This is a genomic window from Enterobacter cloacae complex sp. IR5422 (assembly GCF_049238165.1).
Lineage (GTDB): Bacteria > Pseudomonadota > Gammaproteobacteria > Enterobacterales > Enterobacteriaceae > Enterobacter > Enterobacter roggenkampii.
In genome coordinates this window covers 44,494-66,650 of the sequence record NZ_JBMKHT010000009.1, presented here as the reverse complement: position 1 = coordinate 66,650, position 22,157 = coordinate 44,494, and the positions used below count along the sequence as shown (strand labels likewise).

The 22,157-nt window shown below is 57.3% G+C and carries 22 protein-coding genes; 18 read left to right on the top strand and 4 right to left on the bottom strand.

Annotated features, from left to right (window positions below; translation table 11 throughout):
- Nucleotide 1 precedes the first annotated feature (1 nt).
- From livF to ugpQ, 6 genes are all read left to right on the top strand, one after another.
- Nucleotides 2–715, top strand: a complete 714-nt coding sequence (gene livF, locus ACOTXT_RS06825; RefSeq protein ID WP_008500102.1) for a high-affinity branched-chain amino acid ABC transporter ATP-binding protein LivF — start codon at nt 2–4, stop codon at nt 713–715.
- A 247-nt stretch (nt 716–962) separates the two neighbouring features.
- Nucleotides 963–2,279 (top strand): sn-glycerol-3-phosphate ABC transporter substrate-binding protein UgpB, encoded by a 1,317-nt coding sequence (gene ugpB / locus ACOTXT_RS06820; protein ID WP_333165086.1) that lies wholly within the window; start codon nt 963–965, stop codon nt 2,277–2,279.
- A gap of 106 nt (nt 2,280–2,385) precedes the next feature.
- On the top strand, nt 2,386–3,273 hold the full coding sequence (gene ugpA, locus ACOTXT_RS06815; protein WP_008503352.1) for a sn-glycerol-3-phosphate ABC transporter permease UgpA: 888 nt from the start codon (nt 2,386–2,388) through the stop codon (nt 3,271–3,273).
- Nucleotides 3,270–4,115 (top strand): sn-glycerol-3-phosphate ABC transporter permease UgpE, encoded by an 846-nt coding sequence (gene ugpE / locus ACOTXT_RS06810; protein WP_013099125.1) that lies wholly within the window; start codon nt 3,270–3,272, stop codon nt 4,113–4,115. Before ugpA ends, ugpE begins: the two co-directional genes overlap by 4 nt.
- Nucleotide 4,116: 1 nt before the next feature.
- Nucleotides 4,117–5,187, top strand: coding sequence for a sn-glycerol-3-phosphate import ATP-binding protein UgpC (locus ACOTXT_RS06805; RefSeq protein ID WP_008503354.1), 1,071 nt, complete (start codon nt 4,117–4,119; stop codon nt 5,185–5,187).
- Entirely contained in the window at nt 5,184–5,930 is a 747-nt protein-coding gene (gene ugpQ, locus ACOTXT_RS06800; protein ID WP_032675774.1) for a glycerophosphodiester phosphodiesterase, read from the top strand. The genes ACOTXT_RS06805 and ugpQ overlap by 4 nt, the downstream gene beginning before the upstream one ends.
- On the opposite strand, the gene ACOTXT_RS06795 is transcribed toward ugpQ, so the two are convergent.
- Complete coding sequence (locus ACOTXT_RS06795; RefSeq protein WP_008503356.1) at nt 5,914–6,291, bottom strand: DUF2756 family protein; 378 nt, start codon at nt 6,289–6,291, stop codon at nt 5,914–5,916. The two genes, ugpQ and ACOTXT_RS06795, sit on opposite strands and share 17 nt — an antisense overlap.
- A gap of 123 nt (nt 6,292–6,414) precedes the next feature.
- On the opposite strand from ACOTXT_RS06795, the gene ggt reads away from it, so the two are divergent.
- A complete protein-coding gene (gene ggt, locus ACOTXT_RS06790) occupies nt 6,415–8,160 on the top strand; it encodes a gamma-glutamyltransferase (protein ID WP_175430170.1) in 1,746 nt (581 codons plus the stop codon).
- 86 nt (nt 8,161–8,246) lie between these two features.
- Here ggt and yhhY read toward each other — a convergent pair whose 3' ends face one another.
- Nucleotides 8,247–8,735 (bottom strand): N-acetyltransferase, encoded by a 489-nt coding sequence (gene yhhY, locus ACOTXT_RS06785; RefSeq protein ID WP_021242744.1) that lies wholly within the window; start codon nt 8,733–8,735, stop codon nt 8,247–8,249.
- Between the two features lie 255 nt (nt 8,736–8,990).
- Here yhhY and ACOTXT_RS06780 point away from each other — a divergent pair, with 255 nt between their 5' ends.
- The 5 genes from ACOTXT_RS06780 (at nt 8,991) to gntU (ending at nt 13,941) form a co-directional block, all read left to right on the top strand.
- Nucleotides 8,991–10,028 carry an oxidoreductase gene (locus ACOTXT_RS06780; RefSeq protein WP_333165083.1) on the top strand — a complete coding sequence of 346 codons (1,038 nt, stop codon included), beginning with the start codon at nt 8,991–8,993 and terminating at the stop codon, nt 10,026–10,028.
- Nucleotides 10,029–10,150: 122 nt separating this feature from the next.
- Nucleotides 10,151–10,846, top strand: a complete 696-nt coding sequence (locus tag ACOTXT_RS06775) for a pirin family protein (protein WP_008503360.1) — start codon at nt 10,151–10,153, stop codon at nt 10,844–10,846.
- A gap of 101 nt (nt 10,847–10,947) precedes the next feature.
- Entirely contained in the window at nt 10,948–11,943 is a 996-nt protein-coding gene (gene gntR, locus ACOTXT_RS06770) for a gluconate operon transcriptional repressor GntR (RefSeq protein ID WP_021242747.1), read from the top strand.
- Between the two features lie 126 nt (nt 11,944–12,069).
- Complete coding sequence (gene gntK / locus ACOTXT_RS06765; RefSeq protein ID WP_008503362.1) at nt 12,070–12,597, top strand: gluconokinase; 528 nt, start codon at nt 12,070–12,072, stop codon at nt 12,595–12,597.
- A 3-nt stretch (nt 12,598–12,600) separates the two neighbouring features.
- Nucleotides 12,601–13,941: a gluconate transporter gene (gntU, locus tag ACOTXT_RS06760; RefSeq protein WP_014833577.1), complete on the top strand. Its 1,341-nt coding sequence runs from the start codon at nt 12,601–12,603 to the stop codon at nt 13,939–13,941.
- A gap of 102 nt (nt 13,942–14,043) precedes the next feature.
- On the opposite strand, the gene plsB is transcribed toward gntU, so the two are convergent.
- Nucleotides 14,044–16,464 (bottom strand): glycerol-3-phosphate 1-O-acyltransferase PlsB, encoded by a 2,421-nt coding sequence (gene plsB / locus ACOTXT_RS06755; protein WP_021242749.1) that lies wholly within the window; start codon nt 16,462–16,464, stop codon nt 14,044–14,046.
- Nucleotides 16,465–16,618: 154 nt separating this feature from the next.
- Between plsB and ACOTXT_RS06750 the strand changes: the two genes are divergently transcribed.
- The 4 genes from ACOTXT_RS06750 (at nt 16,619) to ACOTXT_RS06735 (ending at nt 19,435) form a co-directional block, all read left to right on the top strand.
- Nucleotides 16,619–16,987: a diacylglycerol kinase gene (locus tag ACOTXT_RS06750; RefSeq protein ID WP_045335150.1), complete on the top strand. Its 369-nt coding sequence runs from the start codon at nt 16,619–16,621 to the stop codon at nt 16,985–16,987.
- 108 nt (nt 16,988–17,095) lie between these two features.
- Complete coding sequence (gene lexA, locus ACOTXT_RS06745; protein ID WP_008503366.1) at nt 17,096–17,704, top strand: transcriptional repressor LexA; 609 nt, start codon at nt 17,096–17,098, stop codon at nt 17,702–17,704.
- A 63-nt stretch (nt 17,705–17,767) separates the two neighbouring features.
- Nucleotides 17,768–19,105 carry an MATE family efflux transporter DinF gene (gene dinF / locus ACOTXT_RS06740; RefSeq protein ID WP_021242751.1) on the top strand — a complete coding sequence of 446 codons (1,338 nt, stop codon included), beginning with the start codon at nt 17,768–17,770 and terminating at the stop codon, nt 19,103–19,105.
- A 120-nt stretch (nt 19,106–19,225) separates the two neighbouring features.
- Nucleotides 19,226–19,435 (top strand): CsbD family protein, encoded by a 210-nt coding sequence (locus tag ACOTXT_RS06735; protein WP_014830284.1) that lies wholly within the window; start codon nt 19,226–19,228, stop codon nt 19,433–19,435.
- 69 nt (nt 19,436–19,504) lie between these two features.
- Here ACOTXT_RS06735 and zur read toward each other — a convergent pair whose 3' ends face one another.
- Nucleotides 19,505–20,017 carry a zinc uptake transcriptional repressor Zur gene (zur, locus tag ACOTXT_RS06730; protein WP_008503369.1) on the bottom strand — a complete coding sequence of 171 codons (513 nt, stop codon included), beginning with the start codon at nt 20,015–20,017 and terminating at the stop codon, nt 19,505–19,507.
- A 115-nt stretch (nt 20,018–20,132) separates the two neighbouring features.
- Between zur and ACOTXT_RS06725 the strand changes: the two genes are divergently transcribed.
- Together ACOTXT_RS06725 and ACOTXT_RS06720 are read left to right on the top strand one after the other, a co-directional pair.
- Complete coding sequence (locus tag ACOTXT_RS06725) at nt 20,133–20,621, top strand: cupin domain-containing protein (protein WP_025912207.1); 489 nt, start codon at nt 20,133–20,135, stop codon at nt 20,619–20,621.
- Nucleotides 20,622–20,793: 172 nt separating this feature from the next.
- Entirely contained in the window at nt 20,794–22,104 is a 1,311-nt protein-coding gene (locus ACOTXT_RS06720) for a conjugal transfer protein TraF (RefSeq protein ID WP_021242754.1), read from the top strand.
- Nucleotides 22,105–22,157 lie beyond the last annotated feature (53 nt).

The following is a 22,157-nucleotide window of genomic DNA, read 5'->3' as shown; positions in this document are numbered from 1 at the left end:
GATGGAAAAAGCGATGTTAACGTTCGACAAGGTCAATGCGCACTACGGCAAGATCCAGGCGCTGCACGACGTCAGCCTGCATATCAACCAGGGTGAAATCGTCACCCTGATTGGCGCCAACGGCGCGGGTAAGACCACGCTGCTCGGCACCCTGTGCGGTGACCCGCGCGCCACCAGCGGGCGGATTGTGTTTGACGGCAAAGACATTACCGACTGGCAGACCGCCAGAATCATGCGCGAGGCGGTGGCGATTGTTCCGGAAGGGCGTCGCGTGTTCTCGCGTATGACGGTGGAAGAGAACCTGGCGATGGGCGGCTTCTTCGCCCACCGCGATGAATACCAGACCCGCATCAAGTGGGTGTACGAACTCTTCCCGCGCCTGTGGGAGCGTCGCATCCAGCGTGCGGGCACCATGTCCGGCGGTGAACAGCAGATGCTGGCGATCGGCCGCGCGCTGATGAGCCAGCCGCGCCTGCTGCTGCTGGATGAGCCGTCGCTCGGCCTGGCGCCGATCATCATCCAGCAGATCTTCGACACCATTGAGCAGCTGCGTAAAGAGGGGATGACCATCTTCCTCGTTGAGCAGAACGCCAACCAGGCGCTGAAGCTGGCTGACCGTGGCTACGTGCTGGAGAACGGCCGCGTGGTGCTTGAGGATACCGGAGACGCACTGCTGGCGAACGAAGCGGTGCGGAGCGCTTACCTGGGCGGCTGAGCCGTCTGTATCGCCCGGTGGCGCTGCGCTTACCGGGCCTACAGGGATCGACCAGGCCGGGTAAGGCGTAGCCGCCACCCGGCTTTTTTAACCACTACACCCCTTCACACAACCATCATCCCCCTGACCCTTTGCTGTCACTTATCTGTAAACAAACAGTTATTTTTCTGTCATTCGAGCATGTCATGTTACCTCGCGAGCATAAAACGCGTGATATCGCGCATCCGGCACAATAAGAGAGATGACAATGACATCGTTACGACACACAGCTTTGGGTCTGGCATTGGGTCTGGCTTTTGCGACGAACGCAATGGCTGTGACGACCATTACGTTCTGGCATTCCATGGAAGGGGAGTTGGGTAAAGAAGTTGACTCCCTGGCGCAGCGTTTCAACGACACCCATCCGGATTACAAAATTGTGCCGGTGTACAAAGGCAACTACGAGCAGAGCCTGAGCGCGGGCATCGCCGCCTTCCGTACCGGCAACGCGCCTGCACTGTTACAGGTTTATGAAGTGGGCACCGCCACCATGATGGCCTCCAAAGCCATCAAGCCGGTGTATGAAGTGTTCAAAGAAGCGGGTATTAACTTCGATGAATCCCAGTTCGTGCCAACCGTAGCGGGTTACTACACCGATTCCAAAACCGGACATCTGCTGTCTCAGCCGTTTAACAGCTCCACGCCGGTGCTGTACTACAACAAAGACGCCTTCAAGAAAGCCGGTTTAGACCCGGAGCAGCCGCCAAAAACCTGGCAGGACCTGGCCGAATACACTGCGAAGCTGAAAGCGGCGGGAATGAAGTGCGGCTACGCCAGCGGCTGGCAGGGCTGGATCCAGATCGAAAACTTCAGCGCCTGGCACGGCCTGCCGGTGGCGACCAAAAATAACGGCTTCGACGGCACCGACGCGGTACTGGAGTTCAACAAGCCGGAGCAGGTGAAGCACATCGCGCTGCTGGAAGAACTCAACAAGAAGGGTGACTTCAGCTACTTCGGGCGTAAAGACGAATCCACCGAGAAGTTCTACAACGGCGATTGCGCCATTACCACCGCCTCGTCCGGCTCGCTGGCGGATATCCGTCACTACGCCAAATTCAACTACGGCGTGGGCATGATGCCGTACGACGCTGACGTGAAGGGCGCGCCGCAGAACGCCATCATCGGCGGAGCGAGCCTGTGGGTGATGCAGGGTAAAGACAAGGGCACCTACAAAGGCGTGGCCGAGTTCCTCGACTTCCTGGCGAAGCCGGAAAACGCCGCCGAATGGCACCAGAAGACCGGCTACCTGCCGATCACCAAAGCCGCGTATGACCTGACCCGCGAGCAGGGCTTCTACAGCAAGAACCCGGGCGCGGATATCGCGACGCGTCAGATGCTGAACAAGCCGCCGTTGCCGTTCACCAAAGGCCTGCGTCTGGGCAACATGCCGCAGATCCGCACCATCGTGGATGAAGAGCTGGAAAGCGTCTGGACCGGGAAGAAAACGCCACAGCAGGCGCTGGATTCCGCGGTAGAGCGCGGAAATCAGCTGCTGCGCCGCTTTGAGCAGTCGACGAAATCGTAATCCGTGATTCGCCCGGTGGCGCTGCGCTTACCGGGCCTACGATGTGCCCCATGTAGGCCGGGTAAGGCGTAGCCGCCACCCGGCACTGTTCAGGAACCCAATCTCAATGTCATCATCCCGTCCGGTGTTCCGTTCCCGCTGGCTGCCGTACCTGCTGGTCGCGCCTCAGCTGGTCATCACCGTTATCTTCTTTATCTGGCCTGCGGGCGAAGCGCTGTGGTACTCGGTACAAAGCGTCGATCCGTTTGGGCTCTCCAGCCAGTTTGTCGGGCTGGACAACTTTACCGCGCTGTTCCATGACAGCTACTACCTGGACGCCTTCTGGACGACGATCAGGTTCAGCGCGCTGGTCACCGTCAGCGGCCTTGTTGCCTCGCTGTTTTTCGCCGCGCTGGTGGATTACGTGGTGCGCGGCAGCCGCCTGTATCAGACCCTGATGCTGCTGCCGTACGCCGTGGCGCCCGCCGTCGCCGCCGTGCTGTGGATCTTCCTGTTTAACCCGGGGCGCGGGCTGATTACCCATTTCCTGGCAGAGTTCGGCTACGACTGGAACCACGCCCAGAACAGCGGCCAGGCCATGTTCCTGGTGGTGTTCGCCTCGGTGTGGAAGCAGATCAGCTACAACTTCCTGTTCTTCTTTGCCGCGCTGCAGTCCATCCCGCGTTCGCTGGTGGAGGCCGCCGCCATTGACGGCGCAGGGCCGATTCGTCGCTTCTTCAGGCTGTCGCTGCCGCTGATTGCCCCGGTGAGCTTCTTCCTGCTGGTGGTTAACCTCGTCTACGCCTTCTTCGACACCTTCCCGGTGATCGATGCGGCCACCGCAGGCGGTCCGGTGCAGGCGACCACCACGCTTATCTATAAGATCTACCGCGAAGGCTTCGCCGGGCTGGATCTCTCGGCCTCCGCCGCGCAGTCGGTGGTGCTGATGTTCCTCGTCATCATCCTCACGGTGGTGCAGTTCCGCTATGTTGAAAGTAAGGTGCGCTACCAATGATTGAGAACCGTCGCGGGCTGACGATTTTCAGCCACACCATGCTGATTCTGGGGATCATCGTCATCCTCTTCCCACTGTACGTGGCCTTTGTCGCCGCCACGCTGGACACCAAAGCGGTGTTCGATACGCCGATGACGCTGATCCCAGGCACGCATCTGTTCGAGAACATGAAGACCATCTGGACCCAGGGCGTGGGCGCCAACAGCGCGCCGTTCTGGCTGATGATGCTCAACAGCTTCATCATGGCGTTTGGCATCACCGTCGGCAAAATTACGGTGTCGATGCTCTCGGCCTTCGCCATCGTCTGGTTCCGCTTTCCGCTGCGTAACCTCTTCTTCTGGATGATCTTCATTACCCTGATGCTGCCGGTGGAGGTGCGTATCTTCCCGACGGTGGAAGTGATCGCCAACCTGAAGATGCTCGACAGCTACGCGGGCCTAACCCTGCCGCTGATGGCCTCGGCGACCGCCACCTTCCTGTTCCGCCAGTTCTTTATGACCCTGCCGGACGAACTGATTGAAGCCGCGCGCATCGACGGCGCGTCGCCGATGCGCTTCTTCCGCGACATCGTGCTGCCGCTGTCGAAAACCAACCTTGCGGCGCTGTTTGTGATCACCTTTATCTACGGCTGGAACCAGTATCTGTGGCCGCTGCTGATTATTCAGGACGTCAACCTCGGCACCGCCGTGGCGGGCATCAAAGGCATGATTGCCACCGGCGAAGGCACCACCCTCTGGAACCAGGTGATGGCGGCGATGCTGCTCACCCTAATCCCACCCGTAGTCATTGTTTTAGCCATGCAGCGCGCGTTTGTCCGCGGCCTGGTCGATAGCGAGAAATAAGATGGCAGGTTTAAAACTTCAGGCAGTAACCAAAAGCTGGGACGGCAAAACCCAGGTGATTCAGCCGCTCACGCTCGACGTGGCGGACGGGGAGTTTATCGTGATGGTCGGCCCGTCCGGCTGCGGCAAATCTACGCTGCTGCGCATGGTGGCGGGGCTGGAGCGCGTGACGTCCGGGGATATCTGGATTGACCGCCAGCGCGTCACCGAGATGGAGCCGAAAGACAGGGGCATCGCGATGGTGTTCCAGAACTACGCCCTCTACCCGCACATGAGCGTGGAGGAGAACATGGCCTGGGGGCTGAAAATCCGCGGCATGGGCAAAGGCCATATCGAGGAGCGCGTGAAAGAAGCGGCGCGCATTCTGGAGCTGGACGGCCTGCTCAAGCGCCGCCCGCGCGAACTCTCCGGCGGCCAACGCCAGCGCGTGGCGATGGGACGCGCCATCGTGCGCGATCCGGCGGTATTCCTGTTCGATGAGCCGCTCTCTAACCTCGACGCCAAGCTGCGCGTGCAGATGCGTCTTGAGCTGCAGCAGCTGCACCGTCGTCTGAAAACCACGTCACTGTACGTTACCCACGATCAGGTTGAGGCCATGACCCTCGCCCAGCGCGTGATGGTGATGAACAAAGGCGTTGCCGAGCAGATTGGTACCCCCGTAGAAGTCTACGAGAAACCGGCCACCCGCTTTGTGGCGAGCTTTATCGGCAGCCCGGCGATGAACCTGCTCGAAGGGCGCATCAGCAGCACGGGCACGCACTTTGAGCTGGAAAGCGGGATGGCATTGCCGATCAACTGGTACTATCGTGGCTACGCCGGGCGTAAGATGACGCTCGGTATCCGCCCGGAACATATCGGTTTAACCTCTCAGGCGGAAGGCGGCGTGCCGCTGGTGATGGACACGCTGGAGATGTTGGGTGCAGATAACCTGGCGCATGGGCGCTGGGGCGAGCAAAAGATGGTGGTGCGTCTGGCGCATCAGGAGCGCCCGAAAGCGGGCAGCACGCTGTGGCTGCACCTGCCGGAAAATCATCTGCACCTTTTTGACGGTGAAACAGGACAACGAGTATGAGCAACTGGCCTTATCCCCACGTCGTCGCCCACCGCGGCGGCGGTAAGCTGGCGCCGGAGAACACCCTGGCGGCGATTGATGTTGGCGCGCGTTACGGCCACACCATGATCGAGTTCGACGCCAAGCTGTCGAAAGACGGCGAGATTTTCCTGCTGCATGACGATAACCTCGAACGCACCAGCAACGGCTGGGGCGTGGCGGGCGAGCTGCCGTGGCGCGATCTGCTGAAAGTCGACGCCGGAAGCTGGTACAGCGGCGAATTCAAAGGCGAACCGCTGCCGCTGCTGGCGGAAGTGGCCGATCGCTGTCGCCAGCACGGCATGATGGCCAATATCGAAATCAAACCGACCACCGGCACCGGGCCGCTGACCGGCAAAGTGATCGCCCTTGCCGCGCGCGAGCTGTGGGAAGGGATGACCGCGCCGCTGCTCTCATCATTTGAAATCGACGCGCTGGAGGCGGCACAGGCGGCCGCGCCGGAACTGCCGCGCGGGCTATTGCTGGACGAGTGGCGCGAGGACTGGCGCGAGCTGACGACGCGCTTAGCGTGTGTCTCTATTCATCTTAATCACAAGCTGCTGGATGAGGCGCGGGTGAAGATGCTGAAAGACGCGGGACTGCATATTCTGGTTTACACCGTCAATAAACCCCAGCGTGCAGCCGAACTGCTGCGCTGGGGCGTGGACAGCATCTGTACCGATGCGATTGACCTGATTGGCCCGCACTTTAGTTCTGCGGATTAAGCATACTGCCATTCGACTGCGGCGGCAGCATATGCTGCTGTCCGCTGCCTGACGAAGTCATTCCACCTAACATTCCGCCGTTTCTGTTCGGCAGCGGCTGCTCGCGCACCTGCCCCTGCTGCACGCGCTGGGTGTTGGCATTCATCTGATTTTGCAGGCTTTGCTGCTGCATCTGGGTCTGCGTTCTCAGCTGCTGATTCAGCATCCCTTTTTGCTGCTGTTGCTGGCTCATCATCTCGGTCTGCATACGCTGCTGGCTCGGGATGACATAACCCGGCTGGTTAGGGTTATTCATGGTGTTGAGTGGCTGTGCGAGCGCGGCAAAGGGGATCAGCGCCGTAAGAATCAATAAGCGTTTCATTGTCATTTCCTCCTTTTGAGGTCTCTCTTAAGTTTACCCTGATTTCACCATGACGATGATTTTTTAGGAGTTGTGAACCAGGCTTAAGCGGGGAATATGGATCCCTTCACCTGGAGAACAATAATGATGAAACCAACGTTTTTGCGCTGGGTCGCCCTCGCCGCGCTGATGGCAGGCGGTACATTTAGCGTGGCGGCCAACCCGCCCGCGGCGCCTCCGGTCTCTTACGGCGTGGAGGAAGATGTCTTTCATCCCGTGCGGGCAACCCACGGCATGGTGGCGTCGGTGGATGCGCTGGCGACCCGCGTGGGCGTCGATATTCTCAGGCAGGGCGGTAACGCGGTGGATGCGGCGGTCGCCGTCGGCTATGCGCTGGCGGTGACGCACCCGCAGGCGGGGAACCTGGGCGGCGGCGGCTTTATGATGCTGCGCACCAAAGACGGGAAAACCACCGCCATCGACTTCCGTGAAATGGCGCCTTCTCAGGCGTCACGGGACATGTTCCTCGATGACCAGGGCAACCCGGACAGTAAAAAATCCCTGACCTCGCACCTGGCCTCCGGCACGCCGGGCACCGTTGCGGGCTTCTCGCTGGCGCTGGAAAAATACGGCACGATGCCGCTGAACAAGGTGGTTCAGCCTGCTATCAAGCTGGCGCGGGAGGGCTTTGTGGTGAATGACGCCCTGGCAGACGACCTCAAAACCTACGGCAGCGAAGTCATCCCCAATCACGAAAACAGTAAGGCGATCTTCTGGAAAGACGGTGAACCGCTGAAGAAGGGCGATAAGCTGGTGCAGAAGAACCTTGCCAAAAGCCTGGAGCTGATTGCGGAGCACGGCCCGGACGCCTTCTACAAAGGGGCGATTGCCGACCAGATTGCACAAGAGATGCAGAAGAACGGCGGGCTCATCACCAAAGCGGATCTGGCGGACTACAAGGCGGTGGAGCGCGAGCCGATTAGCGGCACCTACCGCGGGTACGAGGTCTTCTCCATGCCGCCGCCGTCTTCCGGGGGCATTCACATCGTGCAGATCCTCAACATTCTCGAAAACTTCGATATGCACAAGTTCGGCTTCGGCAGCGCGGATGCCATGCAGATAATGGCGGAGGCGGAAAAACGCGCCTACGCTGACCGCTCGGAATATCTCGGCGATCCGGACTTCGTGAAGGTGCCGTGGCAGGCGCTGACCAACAAGGCGTACGCCAAATCCATTGCCGATCAGATCGATATCAACAAGGCCAAGCCGTCGAGCGAGATCCGTCCCGGCAAGCTGGCACCGTATGAAAGCAACCAGACCACCCACTTCTCGGTGGTGGATAAAGACGGTAACGCGGTGGCGGTGACCTATACGCTCAACACCACCTTCGGAACCGGGATTGTGGCGGGCAATAGCGGCATTCTGCTGAACAACGAGATGGATGACTTCTCTGCCAAGCCGGGCGTGCCGAACGTCTACGGGCTGGTCGGCGGCGATGCGAATGCGGTAGGGCCGAAGAAACGTCCGCTGTCGTCCATGTCGCCCACCATCGTGGTGAAAGAGGGCAAAACCTGGCTGGTAACCGGTAGCCCGGGCGGCAGCCGGATTATCACCACCGTATTGCAGATGGTGGTGAACAGCATCGACTTTGGGATGAACGTCGCCGAAGCGACTAACGCCCCGCGTTTCCACCACCAGTGGCTGCCGGACGAGCTGCGCGTCGAGAAGGGCTTTAGCCCGGACACCATTAAACTGCTTGAGCAGCGTGGGCAGAAGGTAGCGGTGAAAGAGGCGATGGGCAGCACCCAGAGCATTATGGTGGGGCCGGACGGAGCGCTGTTTGGCGCATCAGACCCGCGTTCGGTGGATGATTTGACGGCGGGGTATTGATGTGTTGCCCGGTGGCGCTGCGCTTACCGGGCCTACAACTGCACGAACGTAGGCCGGGTAAGGCGAAGCCGCCACCCGGCAAATCACTACTTCATTCTCGCCATATAATACGCGTCCACATATTCGCCGTTGCGCAGGGCAAATTTCTTGCCGGTCCCTTCGATTTCAAAACCAAAATTTTTATAGAGGGCAACAGCCGCGGGGTTATCGGCAAAGACCGTCAGTTCGATACGTTCAATGCGCAACCAGTTGTCACACAGGTTGATCATCTCGCTCATGAGCCTGCGGCCTACGCCGCGTCCCTGCATATCCGCAGCCACGCTGATGCCGAATGTGGCAACATGGCTGCGACGCGGGTTTTCCATCACGTCCAGCGCCATATGCCCGATAACGCGCTGGTCCAGACAGGCAACGAGATGGCGCCGGCCTGGTTTTGTCGCAACGCGTTCGTGCCACATTTCCATAGAAGGATGAGGGAGCTGTAGCGTGTCGTGATACACATCAGGATGCGACATGATGTCACGTAAAGCTTCTGCATCGCTGGGTTCGATGTGGCGTATCACTATCTCACTCATTCCTTGTTCCTCAGTCAGTTAAAAGGCCCTTCCAACATCAATGACTTTAAAATTTGAGTCAACCGCTATTTTTTGCAAAAAGTATTGGACAAGTGCGAATGAGAATGATTATTATTGCTCTGCATTCAGGAAGACCGCTACGGGAACCTGAAAGCACGACATTGCTCACATTGCTTCCAGTATTACTTTAGCCAGCTTTTAGCTGGCTTTTTTTTGTTATGGTTAGACTCAGTAACCTTCCAAAAGGACTGAGCCATGACACTACACTGTGCATTTATTGGATTTGGTAAAAGCACCACGCGTTACCACCTGCCGTATGTGCTTCACCGTAAAGACAGCTGGCATGTGGCCCATATCTACCGCCGCCGCGCGAAGCCGGAGGAGCAGTCTCCGCAGTACTCCCACATCCATTTCACCAGCGATCTCGATGAGGTGCTTAACGATCCGCAGGTCACGCTGGTGATTGTCTGCACCCACGCCGACAGCCATTTTGACTATGCGAAACGCGCGCTCAATGCGGGTAAAAACGTGCTGGTAGAAAAGCCGTTCACCCCGACCATCGCCGAAGCGAAAGCGCTGTTCGCGCTGGCGAAAAGTAAAGGGCTGACCGTCACGCCGTACCAGAACCGTCGCTTCGACAGCTGCTTCCTGACGGCAAAAAAAGCGATTGAAAGCGGCAAGCTCGGCGACATTGTGGAGATCGAAAGCCACTTCGATTACTACCGCCCGGTGGCGGAAACCCAACCCGGACTGCCGCAGGATGGTTCATTTTATGGTCTGGGGGTGCATACCATGGACCAGATCATCTCCCTGTTTGGCCGCCCGGACCACGTGGCGTATGACATTCGCAGCCTGCGCAATAAAGCCAACCCGGACGATACCTTCGAAGCCCAGCTGTTCTACGGCGACCTGAAGGCCATCGTCAAAACCAGCCACCTGGTGAAGATCGACTACCCGAAATTTATCGTTCACGGCACAAAAGGTTCGTTTATCAAATACGGTATCGACCAGCAGGAGACCAGCCTGAAGGCCAATATCATGCCCGGTGAACCTGGCTTTGCGGCGGACGATTCCGTGGGCGTGCTGGAGTATGTGAACGATGAGGGCGTGACGGTCAAAGAAACGCTGAAGCCGGAAACCGGCGACTATGGCCGCGTCTATGATGCGCTGTTTGAGACCCTCACAAACGGCACGGCGAATTACGTCAAGGAATCTGACGTTTTGACCAACCTCGAAATCCTTGAGCGGGCCTTCGAACAGGCTTCTCCTGCCACGGTAACCCTCGCGAAATAAGCAAAAACGGCTCCTCTGCACTTGTTCACAATTTTTGAACAGAGGAGTCAATTTTCACCCTCTATGATCCCTGGCCGTTTGCGTCCACACTTACTCCATCGAAACGAACTGAGGGTGAAACAATGATCTACTTACGCAAAGCAAACGAACGTGGTCACGCGAATCATGGCTGGCTGGACTCATGGCATTCATTCTCGTTTGCCGACTACTACGACCCGAACTTCATGGGCTTCTCCGCACTGCGCGTGATTAACGACGACGTGATTGATGCAGGCCAGGGCTTTGGTACCCACCCGCACAAAGACATGGAAATCCTGACCTATGTGCTAGAAGGCGCGGTTGAGCACCAGGACAGCATGGGCAACAAAGAGCAGGTTCCGGCGGGCGAGTTCCAGATTATGAGCGCGGGTACCGGGGTGCGTCACTCTGAGTACAACCCAAGCAAAACGGAAAAACTGCACCTGTATCAAATCTGGATCATTCCAGAAGAGACCGGCATCACGCCGCGCTACGAGCAGCGCCGCTTCGACGCCAAACAGGGTAAACAGCTGGTGCTCTCCCCGGATGCGCGTGAAGGTTCCCTGAAAGTGCATCAGGATATGGAGCTGTACCGCTGGGCGCTGGCGAAAGATGAACAGTCCGTGCATCAGATTGCCGCTAACCGCCGCGTCTGGATCCAGGTGGTGAAAGGGGAGGTGTCCATCAACGGCACCAAAGCGACAACCGCCGATGGTCTGGCCATCTGGGATGAGCAGGCGATCTCCGTGCATGCCGACAGCGAAAGCGAAATTCTGCTGTTTGACCTGCCGCCGGTGTAATAAAACATAAATAAATCCCCATCCTTCCCTTTGACAGGGGAAGGATGGGCTTTGTCCGTGGTAAACTGAGCAAATCTCTCACTTCAAGATTTCTCAGGACGATGAAAAAGAAACGCCCCGTACTTCAGGATGTCGCCGATCGCGTCGGTGTGACCAAAATGACGGTCAGCCGTTTTTTACGTAACCCGGAACAGGTTTCCGTGGCGTTACGTGGCAAGATTGCCGCTGCCCTTGATGAACTGGGTTACATCCCCAACCGTGCACCCGATATTCTCTCGAATGCGACCAGCCGCGCGGTGGGCGTTCTGCTTCCTTCTTTGACCAACCAGGTTTTCGCCGAAGTATTACGTGGAATTGAAAGCGTCACCGATGCGTTTGGTTACCAGACCATGCTCGCCCACTACGGGTACAAGCCGGAACTCGAAGAGGAACGTCTTGAATCGATGCTTTCCTGGAACATTGACGGCCTGATTTTAACCGAACGAACCCACACTGCCCGCACGCTCAAAATGATTGAAGTGGCCGGTATCCCGGTCGTGGAGCTGATGGACAGCCAGTCGCCGTGCCTCGACATCGCCGTGGGGTTTGATAACTTCGAAGCGGCGCGCCAGATGACGGCGGCCATTATCGCCCGCGGGCATCGTCATATCGCCTATCTGGGTGCGCGTCTTGATGAACGTACTATCATCAAACAGAAGGGATACGAGCAGGCGATGCTCGACGCGAACTTAACCCCGTACAGCGTGATGGTGGAGCAGTCCTCTTCCTATACGTCGGGTATTGAGCTGATGCGTCAGGCGCGACGCGAGTATCCGCAACTGGACGGTATTTTCTGTACCAACGATGACCTTGCGGTCGGCGCAGCGTTTGAGTGCCAGCGTCTGGGGCTGAAGATCCCTGATGATATGGCGATCGCCGGTTTCCACGGCCATGACATCGGTCAGGTGATGGAGCCGCGTCTGGCGAGCGTCCTGACGCCGCGTGAACGTATGGGCCGCATTGGCGCAGAACGCCTGCTGGCGCGCATTCGTGGCGAGACGGTTACGCCGAAAATGTTAGATTTAGGTTTCACCTTGTCACCGGGTGGATCTATTTGAACTGACAAATTTGAAGTAGCTCACACTTATTCACTTCGCGCACGTTTGGATATTGCTTCTCTTTTGCCCCGGCAGGACAATGTTACCGATAACTGTTACCCGTAACAATTGACTGAGGGACACCCTTTGAGCACGACTAATCACGATCACCACGTCTACGTCCTGATGGGCGTTTCCGGTAGCGGGAAATCAGCCGTGGCCAGCGAAGTGGCGCATCAACTCCAGGCTGCGTTTCTTGATGGCGACTTCCTCCATCCGCGCAGCAACATCATGAAAATGGCCTCCGGCGAGCCGCTGAACGACGACGACCGCAAACCGTGGTTGCAGGCGCTGAATGACGCCGCGTTCGCGATGCAGCGCACTAACAAAGTCTCCCTGATCGTCTGCTCCGCGCTGAAAAAAACCTATCGCGACCTGCTGCGCGACGGCAACCCAAACCTCTCTTTCATCTACCTGAAAGGAGATTTCGAGGTGATTGAAAGCCGCCTGAAGGCGCGCAAAGGTCACTTCTTCAAAACCCAGATGCTGGTGACGCAGTTTGAAGCGCTGCAGGAGCCGGGTGAAGACGAAAAAGACGTCTTAGTGGTTGATATCGATCAGTCACTGGAGGGTGTTGTTGCAAGCACCATCGAGGTCATTAATAAAAGGCAGTAAGTTTTGAGTACATTAACGCTAGTTTTGACAGCAGTGGGTTCGGTATTGCTGCTGCTGTTTTTAGTGATGAAGGCGCGCATGCACGCCTTTGTTGCTTTGATGGTGGTTTCTATTGGTGCTGGTCTCTTTTCCGGTATGCCGCTCGACAAGATCGCCGCGACAATGGAAAAAGGGATGGGCGGTACGCTGGGCTTCCTGGCGATTGTGGTCGCGCTGGGCGCGATGTTTGGCAAGATTTTGCACGAGACGGGCGCGGTCGACCAGATTGCCGTCAAGATGCTGAAATCCTTTGGCCACAGCCGCGCGCACTACGCGATTGGTCTGGCCGGTCTGATTTGCGCGCTGCCGCTGTTCTTCGAAGTGGCCGTTGTGCTGCTGATAAGCGTCGCATTCTCCATGGCGCGCCATACCGGTACTAACCTCGTGAAGCTGGTCATTCCGCTGTTTGCGGGCGTGGCGGCAGCCGCAGCGTTTCTGCTGCCGGGGCCTGCCCCGATGCTGCTGGCCTCCCAGATGCACGCCGACTTTGGCTGGATGATCCTGATTGGCCTGTGCGCGGCAATCCCGGGGATGATTATCGCCGGTCCGCTGTGGGGCAACTTCATCAGCCGTTACGTTGAGCTGCACATTCCGGACGACATTACCGAGCCGCACCTGGGCGAGGGCAAAATGCCATCCTTCGGCTTCAGCCTGTCGCTGATCCTGCTGCCGCTGGTGCTGGTGGGCCTGAAAACCATCGCCGCGCGCTTTGTGCCGGTCGGTTCTACCGCCTACGAATGGTTTGAGTTCATTGGTCATCCGTTCACGGCGATCCTGGTGGCGTGCCTGGTGGCGATTTACGGCCTGGCGATGCGTCAGGGGATGCCAAAAGACCGGGTGATGGAGATCTGCGGTGCGGCGCTGCAGCCTGCGGGGATTATCCTGCTGGTGATCGGTGCAGGCGGCGTGTTCAAGCAGGTGCTGGTGGATTCCGGCGTGGGCCCGGCTCTGGGCGAAGCGCTGACCGGGATGGGCTTGCCGATTGCGGTCACCTGCTTTGTGCTGGCTGCGGCGGTGCGTATCATCCAGGGTTCCGCCACCGTGGCGTGTTTAACCGCCGTGGGTCTGGTGATGCCGGTGATTGAACAGCTGAACTACTCCGGTGCCCAGATGGCCGCGCTTTCTATTTGTATCGCGGGTGGTTCGATTGTGGTCTCTCACGTTAACGACGCCGGCTTCTGGCTGTTCGGTAAGTTTACCGGCGCCACCGAAGCGCAAACCCTGAAAACCTGGACGCTGATGGAAACTATCCTCGGCACGACGGGTGCAATTGTCGGGATGATTGCCTTTACGCTGCTCAGCTAAATGCAATGATTTAACAAGGCAAAAAAAGGCCCGGTAGCGTCAGCGCTTACCGGGCCTTTTTATTATCCAGGGCGTCAGGCCGGGCCATAACCCGGCATTGTGTTACTCGCCCTGCGTGGCGCTCTCAATCGTTAAGCGCACGTCCGAGGTAATCAGTTCTGCCAGCATCTGGTACACCTTCAACGTCTCTTCCGGCTCGGCATCACCCGTATCGCTGATGAAGCCTTCATCGCGCAGCGTCAGCACCAGAGAACTGAAGACCGCTTTGTCGAAGAATTCAGGGGCGTTAATACCGTGCAGAACGGACAGGCGCTGGGCCAGCGTCCGGCTCTCTTTCTCCAGCGTACCGCGGTTGATGGACGGGTTCGCGCTCAGCAGCCAGAACGTGATGGCGTAGCGCTGCAGCGTTTCGCGCGCACCGGCCGCCAGCAGCTGCAGGGTGCGGGAGCGTGACGGATTGATGTGCAGCTCGTCGTTGTTCAGGGTAATCAGCCCCTGGCGACGCATCTCTTCCGTCATCTTATCCAGTTCTGTCGCCAGCTCATCCTTACTCCAGCGCAGGAACAGCTCCGCTTTCAGCATTGGATAGATGGTCTCAAGATGGCGCAATAGCTCCTGACGGGAGATATGACGATGCTGGGTAATAATGGCGGCCATGAGCGACGGCAGCATCAGCATATGCGTGATGTTGTTGCGGTAGTAGGTCATCAGAACGGCCTGCTCGCGCGGCAGAATGATGATGTCGCCGATCGTGTCCTTCTCCACTTCAAACTTGTTCATCTGCAACGCGTGATCGATAAGTTCACTGGCGGTTGCAGAAGGCACGGTCGAGTCAACCGAATACGGCACGTTACGCATCATGTCCAGATAGCAATCCAGCTGCTCCGTAAGCTGTTCACGGGTCAGGGAACGCTGACGTGAAGCCAGAAGTGCCGTACAGCAGAGGTTCATGGCGTTAGCCGCACCGGCGTTGTTAATGCGCACCATCAGCTCGGACGCGATGCCGTTAACCGTTGGCGTCAGCCAGGCAGGACGCACCGCTTCGATAGGATCGATGGACTCGCGCCATTCCGGCACATGATGGTTCAGGTAGGTCATCAGCGGCATCGGCTCGCCGAAGTTCACGTAGCCCTGACCGAGATTGCGCAGCTTGCTCAAGCCGCGCAGCATCTGCGGCAGGCTCTCTTTCTCTTTGGTCGCACCGCGCAGCTCTTTCGCGTACGTGCCCACTTCCATCACGTGCTCGTAGCCGATGTAGATAGGCACCAGCGTGATCGGACGGGTGCCTCCGCGCAACATGGCCTGGATGGTCATCGACAGCGTGCCGGTCTTCGGATCGAGCAGACGACCGGTACGGGAACGACCGCCCTCCACGAAGTATTCCACGGAATAGCCGCGGCTGAACAGCTCGCCAAGATACTCGCGGAACACGGTGGAGTAGAGCTTGTTGCCCTTGAAGGTACGACGAATAAAGAACGCGCCCAGGCGACGGAAAATCGGGCCCGCGGGCCAGAAGTTCAGGTTGATACCGGCTGCGATGTGCGGTGGCACCAGCCCCTGGTGATAGAGCACGTAGGAAAGGAGCAGGTAGTCCATGTGGCTGCGGTGGCAGGGGACATAGACAATCTCATGGCCATCGTGCGCCAGCTGACGTACACGCTCAGCGTTATGGACGTTGATGCCCTGATACAGGCGGTTCCAGGTAAAGCCGAGAATACGATCGGACAGGCGAATCATCTCGTAAGAGAAGTTCGCTGCGATCTCTTCCATCAGCGCAATGGCGTTCTGCTGAGCTTTCTCATGCGAAATTTTCTTGCTTCGCGCTTCGTCTTCAACGGCGCGGGCGATCGCTTTGGAGGCCAGCAGCTTGTTGAACAGGTCCTGACGCGCCGGAAGGCGTGGCCCTACGGCCGCCAGGCGCTGACGGGCGAAGTGCATACGCGCCACGCGCGCCAGTTTTTGCGCGATGATCTTGTCGGTGCCGTGCTCATCCGCCATGCGACGCAGCGAAACGGAAGGGGAGAAGCGCACAAAGCTGTCGCGTCCCAGCCAGGAGACCGCGAAGAACTTCTGGATGCCGTTAAGCATGCGCAGCGGCGGATTCTCTTCGCCTTTTTCACGACCCGGACGACGACCAAACATCACCGATACCGGCACCATCTGCACATCCAGATCGGGGTTGCTGCGGTGCAGGTCGAGATAGTCATGGAACAGCTTGATGGACTCTTCTTTCGGCGTGTAATAGGTAAACACGCGCGGCCCGCCGTGGATGAAGACGTAGCGCGGCAGCAGCGTACCGTCAACTTCCAGCGGTTCAAGCGGGTCAGGTAAGTCATGCGCCAGACACTGGGCGCGAAGCGTCAGTAAGTCTGCCTTCGAGTTATAAGGCAAAACGTACATAATAGGGCGCGACGTATCGAGCCCCAGTTCCAGCGCGGGTTCTGCTGGGATAGACTTGCTTTTTACCAGGATGCTTAATGGTAAATTAAGTAATTTGTAGTAAATTCGTGGCCAGCCGGACATAAACGATGTAAAGCCTCTGGTTAATAATGCAATTGCGGCGCAAGGATAACAGAAAGCGCGCAAAATTTCTGTTGTTACCCGTCATACTTCAGGCTGTAGCGAAACGCGCTCCGCCTCATGTTAATGACGCTCTTTTTTAAAAAAGGTTCTTTTAATGGCCAATAATACCACTGGGTTAACGCGTATCATCAAAGCCGCCGGCTATTCATGGAAAGGGTTCCGTGCCGCATGGGTCAACGAAGCCGCTTTTCGCCAGGAGGGCGTTGCCGCAATCGTCGCGGTGATCGTCGCCTGTTTCCTTGATGTTGATGCGATTACCCGCGTACTGCTTATCGGTTCCGTACTTCTGGTGATGATAGTGGAAATTCTTAATAGCGCTATTGAGGCCGTTGTTGATCGCATTGGTTCCGATTTCCATGAGCTTTCTGGCCGTGCAAAAGACATGGGCTCTGCTGCCGTGTTGCTGGCGATTATCACTGCCGTTATCACCTGGGTCACCCTGCTTTGGTCACATTTCCGATGAGCCTCGAGGAATAATTAAGTCCCTGGTTTTTTGTGCAGTTTTTGGTTCCAAAATCGCCTTTGACTGTATATACTCACAGCATAACTGTATATACACCCAGGGGGCGGAATGAAAGCGTTAACGACCAGGCAGCAAGAGGTGTTTGATCTCATTCGGGATCATATCGGCCAGACGGGTATGCCACCCACGCGTGCGGAAATCGCGCAGCGTCTGGGCTTCCGTTCTCCGAATGCTGCCGAGGAACACCTGAAAGCGCTGGCGCGTAAGGGTGTGATTGAGATTGTGTCAGGCGCGTCGCGTGGTATCCGCCTGCTGGTGGAAGAAGAGACGGGCATTCCGCTGATAGGTCGTGTTGCTGCAGGTGAGCCGCTGCTGGCACAACAGCATATTGAAGGTCACTACCAGGTCGATCCCGGCATGTTCAAACCGAGCGCTGATTTCCTGCTGCGCGTCAGCGGCATGTCGATGAAAGACATCGGCATTCTTGATGGCGATCTGCTTGCGGTGCATAAAACTCAGGACGTGCGAAACGGCCAGGTCGTGGTCGCACGCATTGATGACGAAGTGACCGTTAAGCGTCTGAAAAAGCAGGGTAACACTGTTCAGTTGCTGCCCGAAAACAGCGAGTTCACCCCGATTGTGGTCGACCTCCGCGAACAGAGCTTCTCTATTGAAGGTCTGGCGGTAGGCGTGATTCGCAACGGTGAATGGCTGTAATCTCTTCCTGACAGGCTATGGCACCGCTGTAGCCTGATTCATTCCCCACTCCCGGTATCTTTCATGTCACTGCTGACGGCATCCGATAAGGCATTGTGGCGTCTTGCTCTGCCGATGATTTTCTCCAATATTACCGTGCCCTTGCTGGGGCTGGTTGATACTGCCGTTATAGGCCATCTTGATTCACCGGTTTATCTTGGCGGCGTGGCGATTGGCGCGACGGCAACCAGCTTCCTGTTTATGCTGCTGCTCTTTTTGCGCATGAGTACCACCGGTCTTACCGCACAGGCTTATGGCGCGAAAGATCCGCTGCGTCTGGCGCGCGCACTGGTGCAGCCGCTGATCCTCGCGCTTGGCGCGGGTGCGTTAATCGTTGTATTGCGGGCCCCCCTGATCGATCTTGCGCTTCATATCGTCGGTGGCAGCGAAGCGGTACTGGCGCAGGCGCGACGGTTCCTGGAAATCCGCTGGCTCAGCGCACCCGCCTCGCTGGCAAACCTGGTTCTGCTGGGGTGGCTACTGGGCGTGCAGTACGCCCGCGCGCCCGTGATTTTGCTGGTGGTGGGTAATCTGCTCAACATTGTTCTGGACGTCTGGCTGGTCATGGGTCTGCATATGAACGTGCAGGGCGCGGCGCTGGCGACGGCGATTGCCGAATACGGGACCTTTATCATTGGCTTGTGGATGGTCCGGCGTGTGCTGGCCATGCGCGGGATCTCCCTGGCGCTGCTCAAAACCGCATGGCGCGGCAATATCCGTAAGCTGCTGGCGCTCAACCGTGACATCATGTTGCGCTCGCTTCTTCTTCAGCTCTGCTTTGGTGCGCTGACGGTTTTCGGGGCTCGACTGGGGCCGGAAATCGTTGCGGTGAATGCGGTATTGATGACGCTTCTGACCTTTACCGCCTATGCGCTGGACGGATTTGCCTACGCGGTTGAAGCGCATTCCGGGCAGGCGTACGGCGCGCGCGAAAGCGGGCAGCTTCGGGAGGTGTGGCGGGCTGCCTGCCGTCAGTCGGGGCTGGTGGCGCTGGCCTTTGGTCTGGTTTACGCCTGCTTCGGTGAGCAAATCGTTGCATTGCTTACCTCTCTCCCTGCGCTGCGCGAGCTGGCGAGCCACTATCTCATCTGGCAAGTCGTCTTACCGGTGGTTGGCGTCTGGTGTTATCTGCTGGACGGCATGTTTATTGGGGCGACGCGCGGAGCCGAAATGCGCAACAGTATGGCTGTCGCGGCGGCCGGATTTGGCCTGACGCTCCTGACGCTCCCCTGGCTGGGGAATCATGGTTTATGGCTGGCCCTGGCCGTCTTCCTCTCGTTGCGCGGATTATCGCTGGCGTTTATCTGGCACCGACACTGGCAAAACAATACCTGGTTTCCCTCGCGCTCCGATATATCGTGACGGTTAAAGATTCCGAATATGAAATTAACCACGGAATCCTTAACTACAATAATTATCACGTCCAGCAGAAAAGAACGTAACGGACGTTACGACCCGACGCTTAACGAAGAGGACACGATGATGAATAAAGACGAAATCGGCGGCAACTGGAAGCAGTTCAAAGGTAAAGCGAAAGAACAGTGGGGTAAGCTGACGGATGACGACATGACCGTCATCGAAGGTAAACGCGATCAGCTTGTCGGTAAAATCCAGGAGCGTTACGGCTACGCAAAAGACCAGGCGGAAAAAGAAGTGGGCGACTGGGAAAAACGCAACGACTACCGCTGGTAACCGGGCTACACCCGAAAGTATAAGGAAGTACACCCTGAGGGCGGCCATGAGCCGCCTTTTCTTTTGCCGCTAACGCGGCTTTTTCTTAACCAGGATAGAGTGGTCGTGCTGACACGCGTCCTGATGGCGACAGGCTTCCACCTCCACGCACGCGGAACAGAGCCCGTGCGCTTCAATCACGTTATGACGCAGGGCAAAGCCCATTTTCGCTGCCAGCGTATGCATAATATCTTCCACGCCTTCCGCAGCCTCTTCTTTCACCACGCCGCAGCGGTCACAGATAAACATCGCCGATGTGTGGGTGGGCTGATCGAACAGATGGCATAGCACATAGCTGTTGGTGGATTCCACCTTGTGCACGAACCCTTGTTCAAGCAGGAAATCCAGCGCGCGATAGACCGTCGGCGGCTTTGCCTGCGGCTCGCTTTCGCGGAGTAGATCCAGCAGATCGTAGGCGCTGATGGCACCCTGCTGCAGGCTCATCAGACGTAATACTTCAAGGCGCTGCGGAGTCAGGCGCACATTGCGTTGCGCACACAGCTTTTCGGCCTGCGCTAACAGCTCTTTTGTGGACTTATCCATGTAGCACCCCGGATGTTATAGGACGGAAAACCTTCACTTTATCATGTTCTGCTAAAAACACCGAGATCCGCCAGTCTGTGCTATACCTGACCCATCGAAAACCGGGAGAACCAGAATGAAAAGACCTGACTGCATTCGACACTGGCGCGACGTGGAAGGCGCGGATGACTCGACCTACCCCGACAGCGATGAGCTGTTTTCCATTGGTGCTCCGCTGGCTCGCAGGCTTGGGCTCGGGCGTATTGGCATCCATCATGAGCGCCTGCCGCCTGGGCGCAGAACGTCCTATCCGCATGCGGAGAGCGACGAAGAAGAGTTTGTTTACGTACTCGAAGGCTACCCTGAAGCCTGGATTAACGGCTACTTGTGGAAGCTGGAGCCTGGCGACAGCGTAGGTTTTCCCGCCGGAACCGGCATCTGTCATACCTTTATCAACAACACGGACGATGAGGTTCGGCTCCTGGTCGTTGGCGAGGCCAATAAGAAGCACAACCGCATCTACTACCCGCTCAACCCCGTGTATGCCGCCACGCGGGAAGATCGCTGGGTAGATCATCCCCCGCAGTTTTTTGGGCCGCATGATGGAAAACCTGGGAAAAAATAATTTCCTCTTCTATAAATATTGAGGGCCGTCACAAAATATAACAGGCCGTAAGGGAGTTTTACTTAGGGAAAGAAATAGCGGGTCTTTTACTACTTATTCACAGCAATAGTTCGTTCCTGTTTGGGTGATAACAGACAGGGGTTATTTCATAACAGACTATAACGGGCATACTGTGAAAAAAAATTTTAAATTTTCGGTGGTTAGCATTGCTGTCTCCTTGTTTATGGCAAATCAGGCGGGAGCAGCCAATACCTGGACAGAATCACGCAGCGACGCAATGGGTGGCACCGGCGTGGCTTCGGGAAGCTATGGTAGTGGGGCGTTAATCAACCCCGCGCTGCTGGCAAAGGCAAAACCGGACGATGATGTGACGGTCATATTGCCTTCGGTTGGCGCGCAAATCACGGATGAAGACAATCTTCAGGACGAGATTGATAACATCAACGACAAAATTAATCACTACAAGGATGTGGTTGATAATCTCACGCCACGAGAAATTATCACCAATCCATTAGGTTCCATTAATCAATTCCAGGGCGCGGCCAAAGATCTGGCCGATGAGCTGGACTATCTCAAAGGCAAAACCGCACGCGCAACGGCAGGGGCAGGGCTTGCGGTGAGTATCCCTAACGATGTCCTTTCGGTAGCCTTCATGGCGAAAGGCTATGCCCATGGCCGGGTGAGCTCGTCTATCGATCAGCAAGATATTGATTACCTTCGCCGTATTCAACGAAGCAATGTCGTGGCTGCCGGTGTCGCGCTGGACGCTGCGCTGAATGGTACGGATCAGATCACCAAAAACCTCAACTCAACGGCATCCGGCCGGGCGGCGATAGTCTCCGATTACGGTGTTGCTGTTGCCCGTCAGTTCGATCTGGGTGGCGTCCCGGTTTCCGTGGGGGTTACGCCAAAACTGCAAAAAACCTGGGTCTATAACTACACCACGTCAATCTACGATTACGACAGTAACAAGTGGAACGACAGCCGCTACCGCACTGACGATACGGGCTTCAACGTGGATGCCGGTATTGCGGCCGATTTCGGCGAACACTGGACCGTGGGCGTGAGCGGACAAAACCTGATGTCGCGTGATATCGACACCAAAGACATCCGTATTCGCAACGGCCGTACGGGAGAAGTGGTGAGCTATAAAGACACCTATCAGATCCGTCCGCTGGTGACCGCCGGTGCTGCCTGGCACAATGACCTGGTGACGCTGACCGCCGATGGCGATCTGACCGAAACCAAAGGCTTCAAGAGCGAAGATACGTCGCAGTACGTGGGTGTCGGTGCCGAGGTGACGCCGCTGAGCTGGCTGGCGGTGCGTGCGGGTTATCGTGCCGACGTGAAGGGTAACGACAGCAATGTCTTTACCGGCGGTGTCGGTTTCGCGCCGTTTAGCACCGTGCATGTTGACCTGATGGGCCTGTACGGTGAAGACGAAACCTGGGGCGCAGGGGCTCAGCTGAGCATGACGTTCTAAAGTCCACCGGAGGCGCTGCGCCTCCGGCTTTTCTTTGTGCTATAGTAGCGCCC